The organism is Cohnella fermenti, assembly GCF_004801405.1.
GTDB classification, from domain to species: domain Bacteria; phylum Bacillota; class Bacilli; order Paenibacillales; family Paenibacillaceae; genus Cohnella; species Cohnella fermenti.
This window is the reverse complement of the sequence record NZ_SSOB01000036.1, coordinates 1-17,376: the sequence shown is the minus strand read 5'-3', so window position 1 is coordinate 17,376 and position 17,376 is coordinate 1. Positions and strand designations below refer to the sequence as shown.

The 17,376-nt window shown below is 58.9% G+C and carries 11 protein-coding genes; 10 read left to right on the top strand and 1 reads right to left on the bottom strand.

Annotated elements, in window-relative coordinates; all coding sequences use genetic code 11:
- The first annotated feature begins 33 nt into the window (after window positions 1-33).
- Genes E6C55_RS23440 through E6C55_RS23395 form a run of 10 tightly spaced genes read left to right on the top strand, consistent with a single transcriptional unit; the run spans window position 34 to window position 11,706 of the window.
- The gene (locus E6C55_RS23440; protein ID WP_168735835.1) at window positions 34-936 is read left to right on the top strand and encodes a glycosyltransferase family 2 protein; all 903 of its coding nucleotides are present in this window, start codon (window positions 34-36) and stop codon (window positions 934-936) included.
- A 5-nt stretch (window positions 937-941) separates the two neighbouring features.
- Complete coding sequence (locus E6C55_RS23435) at window positions 942-2,105, top strand: glycosyltransferase (protein ID WP_168735834.1); 1,164 nt, start codon at window positions 942-944, stop codon at window positions 2,103-2,105.
- A 2-nt stretch (window positions 2,106-2,107) separates the two neighbouring features.
- Window positions 2,108-3,541 carry a hypothetical protein gene (locus tag E6C55_RS23430; protein WP_136372255.1) on the top strand — a complete coding sequence of 478 codons (1,434 nt, stop codon included), beginning with the start codon at window positions 2,108-2,110 and terminating at the stop codon, window positions 3,539-3,541.
- A gap of 20 nt (window positions 3,542-3,561) precedes the next feature.
- The gene (locus E6C55_RS23425) at window positions 3,562-4,767 is read left to right on the top strand and encodes an acyltransferase family protein (RefSeq protein WP_136372254.1); all 1,206 of its coding nucleotides are present in this window, start codon (window positions 3,562-3,564) and stop codon (window positions 4,765-4,767) included.
- Window positions 4,767-5,852, top strand: coding sequence for an acyltransferase family protein (locus E6C55_RS23420; RefSeq protein ID WP_168735833.1), 1,086 nt, complete (start codon window positions 4,767-4,769; stop codon window positions 5,850-5,852). The genes E6C55_RS23425 and E6C55_RS23420 overlap by 1 nt, the downstream gene beginning before the upstream one ends.
- Window positions 5,853-5,862: 10 nt before the next feature.
- On the top strand, window positions 5,863-7,086 hold the full coding sequence (gene lhgO, locus E6C55_RS23415) for an L-2-hydroxyglutarate oxidase (protein WP_136372252.1): 1,224 nt from the start codon (window positions 5,863-5,865) through the stop codon (window positions 7,084-7,086).
- Between the two features lie 59 nt (window positions 7,087-7,145).
- The gene (locus E6C55_RS23410; RefSeq protein ID WP_136372251.1) at window positions 7,146-8,171 is read left to right on the top strand and encodes an NAD-dependent epimerase/dehydratase family protein; all 1,026 of its coding nucleotides are present in this window, start codon (window positions 7,146-7,148) and stop codon (window positions 8,169-8,171) included.
- Complete coding sequence (locus E6C55_RS23405) at window positions 8,168-9,391, top strand: glycosyltransferase family 4 protein (protein ID WP_136372250.1); 1,224 nt, start codon at window positions 8,168-8,170, stop codon at window positions 9,389-9,391. Before E6C55_RS23410 ends, E6C55_RS23405 begins: the two co-directional genes overlap by 4 nt.
- The gene (locus tag E6C55_RS23400) at window positions 9,360-10,580 is read left to right on the top strand and encodes a glycosyltransferase family 4 protein (protein ID WP_168735832.1); all 1,221 of its coding nucleotides are present in this window, start codon (window positions 9,360-9,362) and stop codon (window positions 10,578-10,580) included. Before E6C55_RS23405 ends, E6C55_RS23400 begins: the two co-directional genes overlap by 32 nt.
- Window positions 10,564-11,706, top strand: a complete 1,143-nt coding sequence (locus tag E6C55_RS23395; RefSeq protein WP_136372248.1) for a glycosyltransferase — start codon at window positions 10,564-10,566, stop codon at window positions 11,704-11,706. The genes E6C55_RS23400 and E6C55_RS23395 overlap by 17 nt, the downstream gene beginning before the upstream one ends.
- A 990-nt stretch (window positions 11,707-12,696) precedes the next feature.
- Here the strand turns inward: E6C55_RS23395 and E6C55_RS23385 are convergent.
- Complete coding sequence (locus E6C55_RS23385) at window positions 12,697-16,851, bottom strand: SGNH/GDSL hydrolase family protein (protein ID WP_136372246.1); 4,155 nt, start codon at window positions 16,849-16,851, stop codon at window positions 12,697-12,699.
- Window positions 16,852-17,376 lie beyond the last annotated feature (525 nt).

Below are 17,376 nucleotides of genomic sequence, written 5' to 3'. Positions count from 1 at the left end.
GAGGAATCCACGAGGAGAAGGGGGAGAGCCGGGATGCCGACCGTATCGGTCATCATGGCCGCTTATCAGGCGGAAGCCTACATTGAGCAAGCCGTTCAGTCTGTTCTTGCGCAGTCCTATTCCGATCTGGAGCTTCTCGTCATCGATGACGGCTCCTCCGACCGAACGTCCCGCATCGTCGCCGCATGGAATCATCCGCAGGTGCGTCTCTACACGCTCCAAGGCAATCGCGGGCCATCCTACTGCCGGAATTACGGAATCGGGAAGGCGGCAGGTCGATGGATCGCCGTGTTGGACGCGGACGATTGGTGGCATCACGATCGGTTAAGGAGGCTGATCGAATTCGCGGAGCGCTTCCGGGCGGATATCGTCTGCGACGACCTCTTCCTGATCAGGGATGGGGAAGCCTCGCCCTGGAGCACGTATCTGAAGACGCGGGTCCCGATGATCGGCGAGGTGCCGGACGGGGCGCGGGTCGACGCGCAGCGGATGATACAAGACGACTTCGGGTACCTGAAGCCGATGGTCTCCGCGGAATTCCTTCGCAAGCGGGGAATCGCGTACAAGGAGGATCTTCGCTACGGGGAAGACTTCCGGTTCGTGCTGGAATGTCTGCTCCAGGGCGCGAGCATGAGGATTACCGAGCAGGCGCTCTATTATTATCGCATTCGCGACAATTCTCTCTCATCCGATGTCGCCGTGCCGGTCCAAGCGCAGATCCGCTCGACGGAGGAGCTGATGCATCGCTACTCCGCCGATAGGACGACCGTCAGAGCGCTGAGCCGCTATGCGAAGCAGAAGCGACTTATTCTGACGGAGCTGGATGTCAAGCGGATGCTGCGGCAGCGCAAGCTCGGCCCGTCGCTTGCGGCCATCGCGAGCCGTCCGGCCGTGCTGCGGCCATTGTTGCGCAATTTAATCCGGTCATGGAGATGAGTCCGTTGGCACTCGTTGATAACGGCAACCGCGGTGCGGAAGCCAAGCAGGAAGCGTTCGGCGAAGTGATAGGCGAGGCGATAGGCGAAGTGATCGGCTTCGCAACCCAAGGGAGCGGCAGCGACGACGAGAACCGGTTGAGGGAGCTGCTCTCCGGCCTTCCCGCGCGAATGGTTCCCTTCGATCGCGGGAGCAAGCTCGGCAACGTGTGGCGAATCGCCCGATTGATGCGGCGCGAGCGCCCGAGCGCGGTCGTTATGGAAGGAACCGGAATCGCGGGAGGGCTCGGGCTTCTGCTCGGAAGCTTGCTGTCCAGAGTTCCTTATATCGTGAGCAGCGGGGATGCCGTCGGTCCGTTCATCTCCAGCCATTACCGGCTGCTTGGTGCGCTCTTCCATCTCTATGAGAAGCTGCTCTATCGAAGAGCGACCGGGTTTATCGGCTGGTCCCCTTATTTGACCGGGCGCGCCCTGTCCTATGGAACCCGATTCGCCATGACGGCGGCGGGCTGGGCGCCATTCGTGCCCGGCGAAGCGGAGCGGAGGCAATCGAGGCAGCGCATCAGGGAACGGCTCGGCATTCCGCAGGAGCAATTGGTCGTGGGCATCGTCGGGTCCCTGAACTGGAACGGCAGGGCGGGGTACTGCTACGGCTATGAATTGGTGATGGCGCTCCGCGAGCTTGAGCGCAAGGACATCACGGCTCTCATCGTAGGAGATGGCAGCGGCATGATGAGACTTGCGAAGCTGGCCGAGGGTCATGACAACATCCGATTGATCGGACGAGTGCCGCGGGAGGAAGTGCCGGCGTACTTGTCCGCCATGGATCTGGCGAGCTTGCCGCAGAGCGTCGACCAGGTAGGAAGCTTCCGGTATACGACGAAGATCAGCGAGTATATGGCGGCGGGCTTGCCGATTCTCACCGGCAAGCTGCCGATGGCTTACGATCTTGGCGGGAGCGGGATGCTCCGGCTGAATGGACTGAAGCCGTGGGAGCCTCGCTACATCGAATCGTTGCGGGAGCGGCTGAGGCGGTTGGAGCCGGAAGAGCTTCGGCGGCTGAGGGCCGAAGTGCCGCGGGAGTCGAATGTGTTCAACCGGGAGAAGCAAGTGCGCATCGTCGGCGAGTTCGTTCGGGACATTGTGTCCGAACAAACGAAGGAGGAATAGCCATGAATATTGCCGTCCGACGCTTGAACAAGCGCTTCCTCCAGCAGGGGATCATCATCGGCGCTCTTCTTGCCGTCAGCGCGCTGTTGGGACGAGTCGCCCTTCACCCCGGAAGCGTCCGCTTGCTGATAACGGCGACTGTAGTCGTTGTCTTCGCGGCGATCCAGATCAAGAGTCCAAGGGCGGCGCTTCTGTCTCTGATGGTGTTCCTTCCCTTCGTCGGCTTTATCCGGCGCGCCTTGATTCCGGTTGCCGGGTGGAACTCGCTGGATACGCTCCTGGTGATCAGCCCTATCGTCGTGCTCCTGCTCTCCTTGAACTGGCTGACGAGAAAATACATTCAGAGAGAAGCGATCGAAGACGATACGAAGCTGTTCAAGCTGGTGCGGGTTATGCTCGTCATCGATCTGATTCAGGTGTTCAACCCGTTGCAAGGAAGCCTGTTCGTCGGCTTGTCGGGCATCATCTATTACATTGTGCCGATTCTGATGATGCTGCTCGGACGGGAATATCTGAACGATAAAGCGATTCGGATGCTGTTCGGCATCGTCTTCGTTATCGGACTGCTGGCGGCGCTCTACGGCTACAAGCAATATTGGTTCGGCTTCTACTCCTTCGAGGAAGAGTGGATTCGGCTGTCCGGCTACGTAGCTCTTCAGGTGTACACGATGGTTCGTCCGATCGGCTTCTTCACGAACGCGGCCGAATATGCCCATTACCTCAGCATCGCCATCGTCATCGGCTGGGGTTACTTCCTGAGAGGGGCGGCCGGCATCCGGCTGGTTGCCATGTCCGGCGTCATTCTCATGTATACGGCGCTCTTCATCGAGTCTTCCCGTTCCGCCATCGTCACCTGCACGGCGGCGCTCTTCCTGATGACGGTTGTGTGCGCCAAGAAGACCAGCTCCAAGGCGCTCTTGACCCTGTTCGCCGTCGGCGTTCTCGTCGCTCTCTTCTTCAGCATGCAGAAGCTCGGCCACGACAACGGCCTGATTACCCACTCCGTCTCGGGATTAACCGATCCGATGGGGGAGGATTCGACCCTGCCGGGGCACATCGAATACATGTTCAAAGGCTTCAAAGAAGGCTTCAGCAACCCTCTGGGCTATGGCCTCGGCGTCACGACGATCGCTTCCGGCAAGTTCGGAGGGATGGCGCTCTCGTCGGAGATCGACTGGAGCAATCAGTTTATCGCCACGGGACTGTTCGGCGGAGCGATCTACCTGCTCGTCTTCTTCCGAACGCTGTTCCTCGGCATAGCGAGAGCGAACGGAGGCAGCATGATTCCCTTGATTATTATGGGAATGCTCGTCTCGGAAGCGGGGCAGTGGTTGACCGGCGGGCATTATGCGGTCGTCGCCGTTCTGTGGCTGGCAATCGGGTATTTGGACAGAAGCAGCGCCATTCCGCCGCTTGCTCGCAGATCGACCCCGTAACCGGGAAGGAGTGAACGCGTATGCCGACTCCGTTGAATACGCTTCGGCCGGGCAGTCCGGCTTCCCGACACTTTGATCTGCTGAGAGGACTTGCGGCCGTCTATGTGATGATCTTCCATCTGCGGCCCCAACTGTTCGTCACTTCCGAATCGGCGGGCGATGCCGCGGCGATCAAGGCGCTGTACTTGTTCACGAGCCTCGGGTACCTTCTCGTGGCGGCCTTCTTCGTCATCAGCGGCTACTTGATCACCTCAAGCATCCTCAGGTCGATCCAGACGAACGGCTGGTCCTGGTTCCATTACCTAAGCAGCCGCCTGATCCGTCTATGGATCGTATTGCTGCCTGCGCTGCTGCTGACCTATGTCTGGGACTCGCTGAGCATGGCCTTCTTCCGTACGGATGGATTTTTTGCCGGGAGCCTCGATTGGGGAACCTTCTGGGGGAACCTCTTCTTCCTGCAGCAGATTCAAGCGGACAACTTCGGACGCAACATCCCGCTCTGGAGTCTCAGCTACGAATTCTGGTATTACATGCTGTTCCCGTGCCTGATTCAGATCGTCTTCGCGAACACGCGCTGGAAGAAAGCCATTTATCTTGTTCTGACGGCAGCGATCGGCTACTTCGTCGGAATGACCATTCTCGCCTACTTCGCGATATGGCTGTTGGGAAGCCTGCTCGCGGTCGTCCCCCTGGTTAAAGTAAGGAGCAGGCGCATTCGTCTTCTCCTGCTTGCGGGCTCCGTCCTTATCCTTGCGGCAGCGCTGCTGATCGGCAAGCTGAGCGATCCCTATCACCAGTTGGGAAGGCTGGAGTCGTTCCCGCTTTACTTCGGAGTCGGTCTCGCCTTCGCCGTCCTTCTCTACTTCATCCTGATCTTCTACAACGTCCATGAACGCGTCACCCCGCTCCGAAGGGACAAAGGCTTCTCCAGGTGGCTGGCCCGAATCTCCTATTCCCTCTATTTAACGCACTGGCCCGTCTTGTTGTTCTGCACGTACGGGTTCGGCTATCAGACATGGCAGCCGGATCTCCTGCATCTTGGTTACGGGGCCGCTCTCGCCGGGGGGCTTATCCTCTACGCCTGGCTGGTCGCGAGCGTAACCGAAGCGTACCTTCCAAGCATCAAAGCCAAGCTGTTCAAGCTCAGGCCCCGTCCCGGGGGCAAGCCGCAGGGCACCAAGCCGGAGCAGGGGAGACACGATGCCGCTCCCAAAGGAGGAGTATGATGAAGCGCAAGCTGCACAGAATTCAATATCTGAGAGGATTGGCAGCCGTTCTCGTGCTCTTGACGCACGTGACCATTACGTTAAACGAACGGCTTCAATACCGATTCGCCGACAATGTCTTTCTCTCCGGGTACATGGGAGTCGATCTGTTCTTCGTCATCAGCGGTTTTATCATTTGCTATACCCATTACTCGGACTTCGGCGTGCGCGAGCGGCTTGGTTCCTACTACGTGCGAAGGTTCACGCGAATCTATCCGGTTTACTGGCTTGTGTTGATTCCGGTCATTGCATTCAACTTCGCGGTTCCGAGCTACGGCGACGGCTTCGAACGCGAGCTGTCGGAGATTGTGCAATCGTGGTTCCTCATCCCGGAGAGCCATCAACCGATTCTGAGGGTCGCCTGGACGCTGTGGCACGAACTGCTCTTCTACGTCCTGTTCGGTATGCTGTTCATCCGGAACCGCAATCCCAAGCTGCTGGTCGGCGCTGCGCTCGGCTGGGGAGCGCTCTCGGCGGGTTCGATGTTCATCCAGGATCGCGGCTTCTGGCTCTGGAGCGAATATCTGTTCAGCCCGCACAACCTGGAATTCCTGGCCGGCTGCGGCATCGCGGTTCTGCTGCGCCGGGACAAGCTGAGTGCCAGGGCGGCTTATTGGGCGCTGGGCTTGGGAATCGTCCTGTTCTTCGCTTCCTGGGCGAATGAATACTGGCTGCACGAATCGATTCCGCGAGCTCTTGCCTGGGGGATTCCGTCGTTCTTGCTCGTCGCTGCCGCCAGCGCGTGGCCGGATTCCGCGAGATCTTCCCCTAACAGGCTGTTCGCTTATCTGGGGGATGCCTCCTATTCGATCTATCTCGTACACCTGCTGGCCATCCATCTCCTCTATCAAGTATTCAACAGACTGAACCTCTTTGCCCAACTTGGCAATTTAACGATGGTTACGGCCTGCGCGGCGGGGGCATTGATCGGAGGCTGCCTGTTCTATTCCCTGATCGAAGCGCCGATTATGAAGCGGTTAAAGCATCGGATCGCGGCGCAAAAAAAGCTCAAGCTAGGTTCCGTGAATCCGGCGGCGGAAGGGTGAGGGAGCCAGCATGGCGAGAAATTACGATTATCTGATCGTCGGGGCGGGAATCATCGGCCTTACGATCGCGCGAGAGCTGAAGCGGAGGCTGCCGGATTGCTCGGTCGGGATTATCGAGAAGGAGGATGAGGTCGCGCTTCATGCGAGCGGAAGGAACAGCGGCGTTCTGCATTCGGGGTTCTATTATTCGGCCGACAGCCTGAAGGCCAGGTTCACCCGCGAGGGCAATCTGGCGATGACGGCCTATTGCGAGGAGAACGGGCTTAAGCTCAACCGGTGCGGCAAGGTCGTCGTCGCGACGAGCGGGGAAGAGCTTGCCGGGCTGGACGAATTGAAGCGGAGGGGGGACCGCAACGGTGTCGAGCTGATCCCGATCGACGAGAAGCATCTGTTCATGATAGAACCGAATGCCCGCACCGTAGAGAAGGCGCTGTTCTGTCCGACGACCTCGACCGTCGATCCGATCGAAGTCTGCCGCGCGCTTAAGCGCGAGATTGTGCGGCAAGGGGTCGACATTCTGTTCTCTTGTCCCTTCAAGGGCCATCGGGATCGTACGGTGTATGCGGGCAACGACACGATAGAGGCCCGGTACCTCGTGAATTCGGCCGGATTGTACGCGGACGCAATCGCCAAGCAATACGGCTTCGGAGGCGATTACACGATCATTCCCTTCAAGGGAATCTATATGAAGTACAAGAAGAACAAGACGGATATCAGGACCAATATTTATCCGGTTCCCAACTTGAACAACCCGTTCCTGGGCGTTCACTTCACGAAGACGTTCGACGGCTCGATCAAGATCGGGCCGACGGCGATTCCCGCCCTGTGGCGAGAGAATTACAACGGGCTGCGGAGACTGAGCCTGCCGGAACTGTCGGGCATTCTCTATTACGAATCGAAGCTGTTCCTGACCAACTCGTTCCGCTTCCGGTCCTTGGCGCTGGGAGAGGTGAAGAAGTACATGAGGAATCGCTTCATCAACGAATCGCTTAAGCTGGTGCGCAACCTGGACAAGAACGGGTTCGGGGAGTTCATGAGGCCGGGCATCCGAGCGCAATTGCTGAACAAGAAGACGATGTCCCTCGTGCAGGATTTTATCGTGGAAGGGGACGACCGTTCTCTCCACGTGCTTAACTCGGTATCGCCCGCCTTCACCTGCTCGCTTCCGTTCGCGGAATATATCGTCAAGCTCATTCTCGAGAAGCAGGACGGGGGACGAGTCGCGGCGGGGTAAGCCGCTGAGGAGCGTTGTTCGGAGAAAATTCAATATGCACAAGGAACGGAGAATGGGACATGGAGACGGTCTTGGTGACGGGAGCCGGCGGTTATATCGGAAGTGTGCTGGTTCCCATGCTTCTTCGGCAAGGCTACCGGGTGAAGGCGATCGACCGCTTCTTCTTCGGTGCGGATACGCTGGCGGAGCATCCGAAGCTGGAGAGGATAAGGGAAGATGCAAGGAGGCTGACGCTCGCGCACTTCGAGAACGTCGACGCTGTCATCGATCTGGTGGCGATCTCCAACGATCCGAGCGGGGAATACTTCGCGGAGGAGACGTACGAGATCAACTACCTATCGCGGGTAAACACGGCGAAGCTGGCGAAGCTCGCGGGGGCGGCGCGCTATATTCTTCCTTCATCCTGCAGCTTGTACGGCTTCCAGGAGCAGGGAGTGATCGTGGATGAGCGGTCCCCGACCAATCCCTTGACGACCTATGCCAGAGCGAACGAGCTGGCGGAGAAGGGAGTGCTGGAGCTGGCCGATTGGGATTACACGGTCGTGATTCTCCGGCAAGCGACGGTCTACGGATATTCGCCCCGGATGCGCTTCGATCTGGCGGTGAATTCCATGACGATCGGGGCCTGGGAGAACGGAGTCGTGCCGTTGAACCGCGACGGCCGCCAGTGGAGGCCGTTCGTCCACGTCCAGGACACCGCGACCGCGATGTGTCTTATGCTCAAGGCGGATTCGGACAACGTGAACGGCGAGATCTTCAATGTCGGCTCGCAGGCGAACAACTATCAGCTCGGGAGGCTCGCGGCCGAGGTTGCGGCCGCTTGTCCGGGCGAAGTGAAGATCGAGTGGGTCGGGGATGCGGACTTCCGCTCCTACCGGGTGAATTGCGACAAGCTCGCGCGGGTGCTGAACTGGGCGCCGAGCCGGACGGTGACGGACGGCGTTCGCGAGATCTACGATGCGCTCTTCACGGGCAGAATTGCCCGAAGTGTGCAGACGAGCACGCTGATGTGGTACCAAGAGCTGTCCAAGTGGCACCGAATTATCAAGGACATCGAGCTTCACGGAGGCATTCTGAGATTGTGAGGGATCGTATGAAGATTCTGGCGACGGGCATGGAATGGCACGAGCATATTCCGGGAGGACTCAATCAATACTTCGCCGACTACCTGAGAGCGATGGTCGAACAAGGCCACTCCGTCGAAGGGCTGATCAGCGGGGAAGGGAGGCCGCTCGGAGCGCCCCCCTACGTTCGGGACATCGCGGAAGCGGTCCCCGCGCTGACGACGATGAAGCGAGTGAGGTCTTTCTACCGAGGAGTCATGAATCGAAGCCGCGTGAGCGAGCCGGACGTATTCAACCCTCACTTCGCGCTCTATGCGGCCATGGTTGGCAGGAATTCGTTGCCCGGGCATGTCCCTATCGTGACGCATTTTCACGGGCCGTGGTCGCTGGAATCGCTGGTCGAGGAGCAGGGGCGCTCCTTGTCCAAGCTGCTTAAGCTCCGAATGAAGAGAAGGCTCGAGCAGTCCATTTATCGCAGGTCGGACTCGTTTATCGTGCTGAGCGATTACTTCCGAGATGTGCTCTCCAAGGAATTCGGGGTATCCGGGAGCCGGATTCACGTTATTCCGGGCGCCGTCGATACCGAACGGTTCAAGCCTGCGGCAAATCGCGGGAGCTTGCGGGCGCAGCTTGGCATCCGACCCGGCGAGAGGCTGCTGGTCTGCGCGAGAAGGCTGGTCCGACGGATGGGGATCGATCATCTGATTCGGGCGATGGTTCGGCTGTCGCAGGAAACTCCGTCCATCCGGCTTGGCATTATCGGGGACGGTCCCTTGCGGGGGGAGCTGCAAGAGCTGATTGAGAGCTTGGGGCTGCAAGGAAACGTAAGGCTGCTTGGCCGGGTCGGCACGGAGGAGCTTGTGTCTTGGTACCAGGCGGCCGATCTCGCGATCGTGCCGACGGTTACGCTCGAAGGGTTCGGCCTCGTGACGGCGGAGGCGCTGGCATGCGGAACGCCGGTGCTCGGAACGCCGTACGGCGGGACGAAGGAGATTCTGCAGAAGTTGTCCGCGGAGCTGCTGTTCGCGGACGGCAGCCCGGAGGCCATCGCGAGGAAGGTGGCCGCGGTCTTGAACGGAACGGAGAGAGCGCCGCAGCGAGACGCTTGCCGAGAGCATGTTCTGCGGCATTATACGTGGGACAAGATCGCTGTGCGGATTGCCGGGGCGTTCGGAGAGGCCATCGAGTCGAGGAAGGAGTGCCGCACATATGAGAGCGGATTTAAGAGTAGCCTTCTATAATCATACGAGCACGGTCAGCGGAGCGGAGATCAACCTGCTCTCGATCGCGAGCAACCTGCCGAACGCTTGCCCGGTCGTCTTCGCACCGGAAGGCGATCTGGCCGAGCGCGCGCGCAAGTCGGGACTTCCAACCGTTACTCTCCCGGGCTATGAAGCGCGGCTGTCCCGGAATCCGCTACGACTGGTCAAGGACAGCTTCGGCATGCTGGCGGCCGGCTTTCGATTCTCGCAGTCCGTTCGCCACAGAGGAATCGACCTGATTCATGCGAATTCCCTTCGCGCGGGCATGATGGCGGCCATGTTCGCGTGGCGGCATCGCACTCCCGTCGTCTGGCACTCGCAGGACATTCCCCCGGGAGGATGGATCGGTCGGGGAATGAAGCTGCTCGCGCGCTTCGCGGCGCGCTCGATTCTCTGCATCTCGCGCGCGGTGATGGACGGATTCGACACGCCGGCCTTGAGCAGGAAGCTGGAGCTGGTGCACAACGGAGTCGAGCTCCGAACATTCCGGCCGGACGAGAAGGCAGCCATCCGCGTGAGGCTGCGGGAAGAATGGGACACTCCGGCAAGCGCCAAGCTGATCGTCATGATCGGCCAGATCGCCCCATGGAAGCGGCAGGCCGATGCCATCCTCGCGCTCAAGAAGCTGCTGGAGAAGGGGCAGGACGTCTATCTATGGATCATCGGAGAAGCGAAGTTCCGGGAGGAGAACCGTGCATATCTGAATTCCTTGCGCGATCTGGTCAAGAACGCCGGCTTGTCGGAACGGGTCCGCTTCACCGGATTCCGCGACGATGTGATGGAGCTCTGCTGTGCGGCGGAAGCGCTCTGGCTGTGCTCGAAGAATGAGCCCTTCGGCCGCGTCATCATCGAAGCGATGTCCCAGGCGATTCCCGTCGTCGCGACGAACGGAGGCGGCGTTCCCGAGATCATCGAGCCGGGTCGAAGCGGTCTGCTCTACGAGACGGGAGACATCGAAGCGCTTGCCGCGCAGACCGAACGGCTGCTGACCGATGAACAGCTCCGGCTAAGCATCGGCGACGCGGCTACGGCTCGGGTCGCCAGGCAGTTCACGATTGCCGGCGCCGCGCAGAAGATCGAAGACATCTATCGCAAGGTTCTCTCTTATCCGACCCCGGCCGCGGGGACCAGACTAAAGGAAGGGAATACCTATGAGAAGCCCTTATAGAATAGCTATCGTGCACGATTACCTGAACCAGATGGGAGGCGCGGAGCGCGTCGTCGGCCTGCTCCATCAGATGTTCCCCGACGCTCCGATTTACACGACGATCCTTGACCGGGACCGGTTATGGCCGGAGCTGGAGAAGGCGGACATCCGGGCGTCCTGGATGCAGAGAATTCCCGGCATTCTGAAGCGCTCCAAGCAATTTTTCTGGCTCTACCCGTTCGCGGTTGCGAGCATGAAGCTTCAAGGCTACGATCTGGTCATCAGCTCGAGCAGCGCCTTCGCGAAGGGAGTTCGCGTAAGCGGAGCTACCCGCCATATCTGCTACTGCTACACGCCGATGAGATTCGCCTGGGACTTCGCCACGTACATGGAGTCGAACGAGGTGACGTTCGCGCAGAGAGCGATCGCCCGGTTGCTCATGCGTCCGCTGCGGCTCTGGGACAGGAGCAACTCGCGCAAGGTTCATCGGCTCGTCGCCATCTCCTCCATCGTCCAGCGCCGGATCGCGGAGTATTACGGCCTGAGCTCCGAGCTGATCTTCCCGCCGGTCAACGTGAACCGGTTCAAGCTCTCGGACAAGCCGCCGGAGGATTACTTCCTTGTCGTCTCCCGGCTTGTCTCCTACAAGCGAATCGATCTTGCCGTCGAAGCCTGCACACGAGCGAGGAAAAAACTTATCGTGATCGGAGACGGGCCCGACCGGTCACGCTTGGAATCGCTGGCGGGGCCAACGGTTCACTTTGTGGGGCGCTTGCCGGACCAGGAGATCGAGCGGTATATGCAGCATTGCCTCGCGTTCCTGTTCCCCGGCATCGAGGACTTCGGCATCACGCCGCTTGAGGTTAACGCCTGCGGCCGCCCCGTCATCGCGTTCCGGGGAGGAGGCGCCCTCGATACGATCAATCCCGCCGTCAACGGCCTCTTCTTCGACCGGCAGAACGTGCCCGACCTCATCATGGCTCTCGAGGAAGCACGGACAAGAACCTGGAACCCCGCTGCGATTCGGCGCCACGCGGAGCAATTCGGCGAGCAGCAATTCCGCCATAAGATGATGCAACTCGTGCACTCCGCGATGGGGTTAAAGGAGCAGGAGGCGCGGACCTCCGTCGGATTGGTTGCAGAGTGACGGACCGGCAAGCGGGATGGAGAGTGGCGATAAAGCTGGTGGACCCGTCGAACCAAACTAACCAAACCAACCCAACGAACTCAACGAACCCGTCTCGTCGATGCTGGCGAACCCGTCGAACCCGTCGAACCCGTCAAACCCGTCAAACCCGTCAAACCCGTCAAACCCGTCAAACCCGTCACTCTCGTCAAACCCGTCAACCTCGTCGGCCCCGCCGAACCCGCCGCTGCCGATGGCCGCTGGATTTCATATGAAATTTCACATTCGAGCAGCCCGCTAACGGACACTTTGCCCGATTTTATGCGAAAAATCACATTCATAGAGGAAAATCCAGCCCGAGGTGCTGGATGTATGCTAAAAACCACATAAAACGCCGCGATTGCCCCCCAATCCAAGCCGACGAATGTGAAAAACCACATAAAATCGCAAAAGTCCTCGGGCTGGGAGGCGGATAGCGCGGCGGAGGGCGATCTCGGGAGAGTGGGGAAGAGCGAGGAAGAGGGGAAGAGTGTGAATTAGTGAGGAAGAGCGAGGAAGTGAGGAAGTGTGAGGAAGTAAGGGGGATGGGGAGAGTGAAGAAGATCCCTCCGCGCGCGAATCGCCGTTCCAGTTGACCCGTGGTTACTCATCCGCACCCACCATGCCTGCTCGAATGCCCGCACTTGAGTAATGGCGACTCATCTCGGTTCCTCCGCGCGCGAATCGCCGCTCCAGTTGGCCCGTGGTTACTCATCTGCACCCACCATGCCTGCTCGAATGCCTGCACTTGAGTAATGGCGACTCATCTCGGTTCCTCCGCGCGCCAATCGCCGCTCCAGTTGACCCGTGTCTAGGAACAATGTGCCGGGAACCCGCACAACGACGCTCCGAAGAGACGATTGGACATCCTCCGAACCCAAAAAAGAACCGTCAGGACGATTAGCGATCATTCCTGACGGTTCTTCGTGCAAGGTCGCCATACGGCGGTCCGGGAGGAAGCCCATGCGTGAGTTAGTAGCCGATAAAGATAATCGCTCCGGTATAGGCGGTTGTGCTGTTCGGATTCAACCGAATCGCATTGCCGGAGTTCGTCTGGGTGATGGCGGAGGCCGGCATTCCCGTCGTGTTCTGGAGCAGAGTCGCTTGAGTCATGTCGGACAAAGGAAACTGGAACGGAATGCTCTGCGCGGTCGAAGTGCTATTGACATAATTTTTGAGCACGAGGGTAATCTGCCACATCTGGTTGGTGCCGTTCACGAGCCGCATCGGAGCTTGGTCGATAAAGACGCTGCCGCCGGAAGTTCCTTTATAGACAGTGTCGCTTCGAGCTTGGCCGTTGAAGGTGTAGAAGCCGGATACGATCTTGAAGTTCTTGTTGTCGAAGGAGCCGACCCATATGGCCGCGTTGTCCCGAATGCGAATTCCCGGAAGCGTGGTGGAGCCATAGTAGGTGAAGGTGCTGAGGCCGGGTTCGAAGACGATCGTTCCGCGACATTGGCCCACGATGACAGCTTCGGCGGGCGTATAAGCGGACAAGGTGTTGGAGGCGTCGACATACCAGCCGAAGCCGGGGTTGCGGATCGTGACGCCGATTAAACCGCCTGCTCCGAGTCCGGGGTCGGCGTTCCATGATTCCGAATAGATGGCCGCATTGCCGATGCCTTCGAAGCGGACGCTGTCCAGTACCCATTCGATCAGGAAGGCGATCGGGTTGACTCCCTTGGCGGGCGCTTCTTGGTAGATGCCGAAGGGGCAGACGGAGAGATGGCAACGAAGGAAGTAGGTCTCGGGATGGCCGGAGTGATCGGCTGCGACGGCGATTGCGGCGAACGATGCATGATCGAGCGTGCAGTCGATGAAGTTATGGTCGCCTTGGTCATTTTTGAAGTAGACGTTGTAATACGAGCCGCTGAGATAACAATGGGTTATCGACGAGTGACTCGCGCCGTTGATGACGAGACCATGCCCGAAGTCAGAGATGTTGACCCTGTTCAGGAAGGAACGCACGGTCATCTCCACCCCATTGTAAGAGCGGGTCTTCTTCCCGAGCGACCAAGCCCCGGTGCCGCCTCGAAGTGTGACGTCCTCCATGCCGGTGGTAAATCCGGAGCCGGGAGGGTTCATCAGGATGGCGGCGACTCCGTCACCAATGTTGGTATCGACGGTAATCACGCTGACACCTGCGCCCATGCCTTTTAGGATGATTTTATCGAGTGTCAACTGCGCCCTCAGGAAGTATTCGCCGGCCGGGATGATCAACGTTCCGCCGCCCAGCGCATTAAGCGCCGTAATTGCACTTTGGAATGCGGCCGTCGCGTTGGAGCCGCTTGTGGCGTTCAGAATTACCTGGCCGCGAATGCCGGTTCCGGTTCCGACAACCGTTGTCGAGATGGTCACGTTCGACGAGCCGTCGAATGTAGCCGAGCCCGACACCCCTCCCGTCAGGGAGATCGTGCGCGCCGTCTGCAGCTTGGCGGCCTGATCGACGATGCCGTCGCCGTTGGAGTCGTAGACGTTCTTCTTCATGTCGCCGGAGCTCGGGGCGGAGGTGGTGATGGTGACATCCTTGGAGCCGTCGAAGGAGACGGAACCGGTCACGTCGCCGGCGAGGGTGATGTTGCGAGCATTCTGCAGCTTGGCGGCCTGGTCGACGATGCCGTCGCCGTTGGAGTCGTAGACGTTCTTCTTCATGTCGCCGGAGCTCGGAGCGGAGGTGGTGATGGTGACGTCTTTGGAGCCGTCGAAGGAGACGGAACCGGTCACGTCGCCGGCGAGGGTGATGTTGCGAGCATTCTGCAGCTTGGCGGCCTGGTCGACGATGCCGTCGCCGTTGGAGTCGTAGACGTTCTTCTTCATGTCGCCGGAGCTCGGGGCGGAGGTGGTGATGGTGACATCCTTGGAGCCGTCGAAGGAGACGGAACCGGTCACGTCGCCGGCGAGGGTGATGTTGCGAGCATTCTGCAGCTTGGCGGCCTGGTCGACGATGCCGTCGCCATTGGAGTCGTAGACGTTCTTCTTCATGTCGCCGGAGCTCGGAGAGGAAGTGGTGATGGTGACGTCCTTGGAGCCGTCGAAGGAGACGGAACCGGTCACATCGCCGGCAAGGGTGATGTTGCGAGCGTTCTGCAGCTTGGCGGCCTGGTCGACGATGCCGTCGCCATTGGAGTCGTAGACGTTCTTCTTCATGTCGCCGGAGCTCGGAGAGGAAGTGGTGATGGTGACGTCCCTGGAGCCGTCGAAGGAGACGGAACCGGTCACATCGCCGGCGAGGGTGATGTTGCGAGCGTTCTGCAGCTTGGCGGCCTGGTCGACGATACCGTCGCCGTTGGAGTCGTACGTGCTCTTGAGCATGTCGCCTGTTCCCACCGAACCGCCCGAACTTCCGGAGCTACCCGAGCTGCCCGAATTACCCGAACTGTCCGAACCGCCGTCGCCGTTAGTTGTGCTCATGGCGAAGGACGATGCTGGAATAAGCGACGCCATGACGGTATGTCCCGCTGTATTCGGGTGTATGCCGTCGTTCGTATAGCCGGGCTTCCATACGGGATCTCCATTCGCCTTGCTCGTTGTAACCGTTACCCCGGTGTCGAACACGGCGTCCAAGCCGACGGGGGCCGCAATGGCCGTTCCGGATACGGTCTTGAGGGAAGAGCCGTGCAGCCACGCATTAAGGTCGCTCCATACTTCATTGCCGCCGTTCGCTCTTAAGCGGAAGTTGACCGCCGTAGGCGTCTGGTTGGCTACCGTAGCGAAGCTGTCCGTCGAGGATGCGCTGACGCCGGGAACACAGGAGTATGCCTTCAGGCCGGCCTTCTTGATCCCTGTGATCAGCGCTTGATAAAGACCGGTAATATAGGAGATTGCCGTGCTGCTCTGATTGTTGGGCGAGTTAATGTCGTTGACTCCGTATTCGATCATGGCATGCGTGCAATACGACAGAAGGCTAAACCGATCGCTTGCGTACGTGAAGGAGCTTCCGTTGTTCACGACGACGGATTCCAACGATTCGCCATTCGCCCCAAGATCGATCCAAGACCCTCCCGCAGCTTGAACGGCCATCTGCATGAATCCGTAAGAGAGCCCGTAGGTGCTGCTTCCCATGCTTACGCCTTTGGAGATGGAGTCTCCGAATAAGGCGACTATCGGATAGGCTGCGGCGCTGGCACTAGGCTTGCCTATGCACAGGCTGGCGCCGTAGCCGTTGCCCTCCCGGGGAGAGAGGCTGTTCCAACTGTTGCTCTCGGTCGCCGCTCCGCTGACGGTGGCCGTTCCGTTGTAATACTGGGCGCTGTTGGAGGCGGCGGTTGTCTGGTTCGTCAGATCTCCATCGATCCAGCCGTCGCCGGCGCTGATGGACATTAACCAGTTAAGCGGCCACTTGCTCTTGGCGTAGATACGGAGGTACACGGTTTGGTCTTTGGTGAACGCTCCGCTGAACTTATCCGTCAATACGGTCTGATTCAATCCGACGGTGAAGGTCCTTGAGGAGTTAACCGTTAGAGGATAGAACGTTACGCTCCCCGTACCGGCCGGAACTTCAAGCGATACCTTCAGTTCGACGGCGGCGCTGTTCACCGAGCTTGGATTCTGGAAGACCCATTGCACTTCCGTGCTGTCGACGTTAAAGATGTGCTTCTGCCGGAATGTCACCCCGCTCTTGGTGCCGGATACGCTGCTCTTGCCCGCATAAGTCTCGGCGCCCGAGAAGCTGGCTTCATTCCGCTTGCCGACAACGCGGGTGTCCGAGAGGGCAGCAGATACGACGGCGGAAGTGGAAGCAGAGGCGGAAGTTGAAGTCGAAGTGGATGTGGATGTGGATGTGGTGGTGGAGGCTCCGGTCAGGGAGGTCGCCATCGTTACGTTGCCCGAGCCGTCGAACGATACCGAACCCGTTACGTCTCCGGTCAGCGTAATCGTGCGGGCCGTCTGCAGCTTGGCAGCCACGTCGACAACGCCGTCGTAGTTGGTGTCGTAGAAGCTCTTCTTCATGACGTCGGAATTCACGCTCACCGGAATCGTGATGTCCGCCGATCCGTCGAAGGGAGCCGATCCGCTTACTCCTCCGGTAATATTGATGTTCCTGGGGGTTTGCAGCTTGGCTGCTTGGTCCACGACGCCATTATCGTTCTTGTCGTAAACGCTCTTCTGCATGTCGCCGTTGGGCATGTTGCCATCATCTCCTTTATCCTTAATAGATTTGCTTTATAAAATGAAGATAGGGTTGGTCGGGATCAACTGTTGCAATAGGTCACAGGCATGTCTGCGTGCAGATGGCGCATGCCAACTCAGACCTTCTTCCTACATGGTATGCGCCATAGATTCGAGTGATTGGATATAATGACCTATCGGGCGAGTTGAAAAATAACCGATCCCGTTGAAATTCATTGACATGATACGAAGTGTATCTTAAAATGTAAGCAATTACACATATTTTAACAAAAAGGAAGTCTGCGGACGGTCAGCCGCCGCCTTCGGAGGCGATGGAACCGCCGCATAATCATAATGCAGATATCGACATTTAAGCACAAAGTCCAGCGGTATGATGTCAAGTCCTTGAAACGTGTGAATTGGAAATTTCATTAGCGCATCAAGCAAGGAGCAGTAGAAAAAAGGTACACCAAACTAAACCCAGTCGAAAATCAAGGCTAATACCAGATTTTTACTGGGAATTCCGTGAAGGACTTTGGCAAA

Bases quoted from the DNA above. Each gene is read 5' to 3' on its own strand.
- E6C55_RS23385 (WP_136372246.1), bottom strand. From the start codon at position 16,851: ATGCCCAACGGCGACATGCAGAAGAGCGTTTACGACAAGAACGATAAT.
- E6C55_RS23420 (WP_168735833.1), top strand. From the start codon at position 4,767: ATGAAGCGCAAGCTGCACAGAATTCAATATCTGAGAGGATTGGCAGCC.
- lhgO (WP_136372252.1), top strand. From the start codon at position 5,863: ATGGCGAGAAATTACGATTATCTGATCGTCGGGGCGGGAATCATCGGC.
- E6C55_RS23430 (WP_136372255.1), top strand. From the start codon at position 2,108: ATGAATATTGCCGTCCGACGCTTGAACAAGCGCTTCCTCCAGCAGGGG.
- E6C55_RS23410 (WP_136372251.1), top strand. From the start codon at position 7,146: ATGGAGACGGTCTTGGTGACGGGAGCCGGCGGTTATATCGGAAGTGTG.
- E6C55_RS23425 (WP_136372254.1), top strand. From the start codon at position 3,562: ATGCCGACTCCGTTGAATACGCTTCGGCCGGGCAGTCCGGCTTCCCGA.
- E6C55_RS23400 (WP_168735832.1), top strand. From the start codon at position 9,360: ATGAGAGCGGATTTAAGAGTAGCCTTCTATAATCATACGAGCACGGTC.
- E6C55_RS23440 (WP_168735835.1), top strand. From the start codon at position 34: ATGCCGACCGTATCGGTCATCATGGCCGCTTATCAGGCGGAAGCCTAC.
- E6C55_RS23395 (WP_136372248.1), top strand. From the start codon at position 10,564: ATGAGAAGCCCTTATAGAATAGCTATCGTGCACGATTACCTGAACCAG.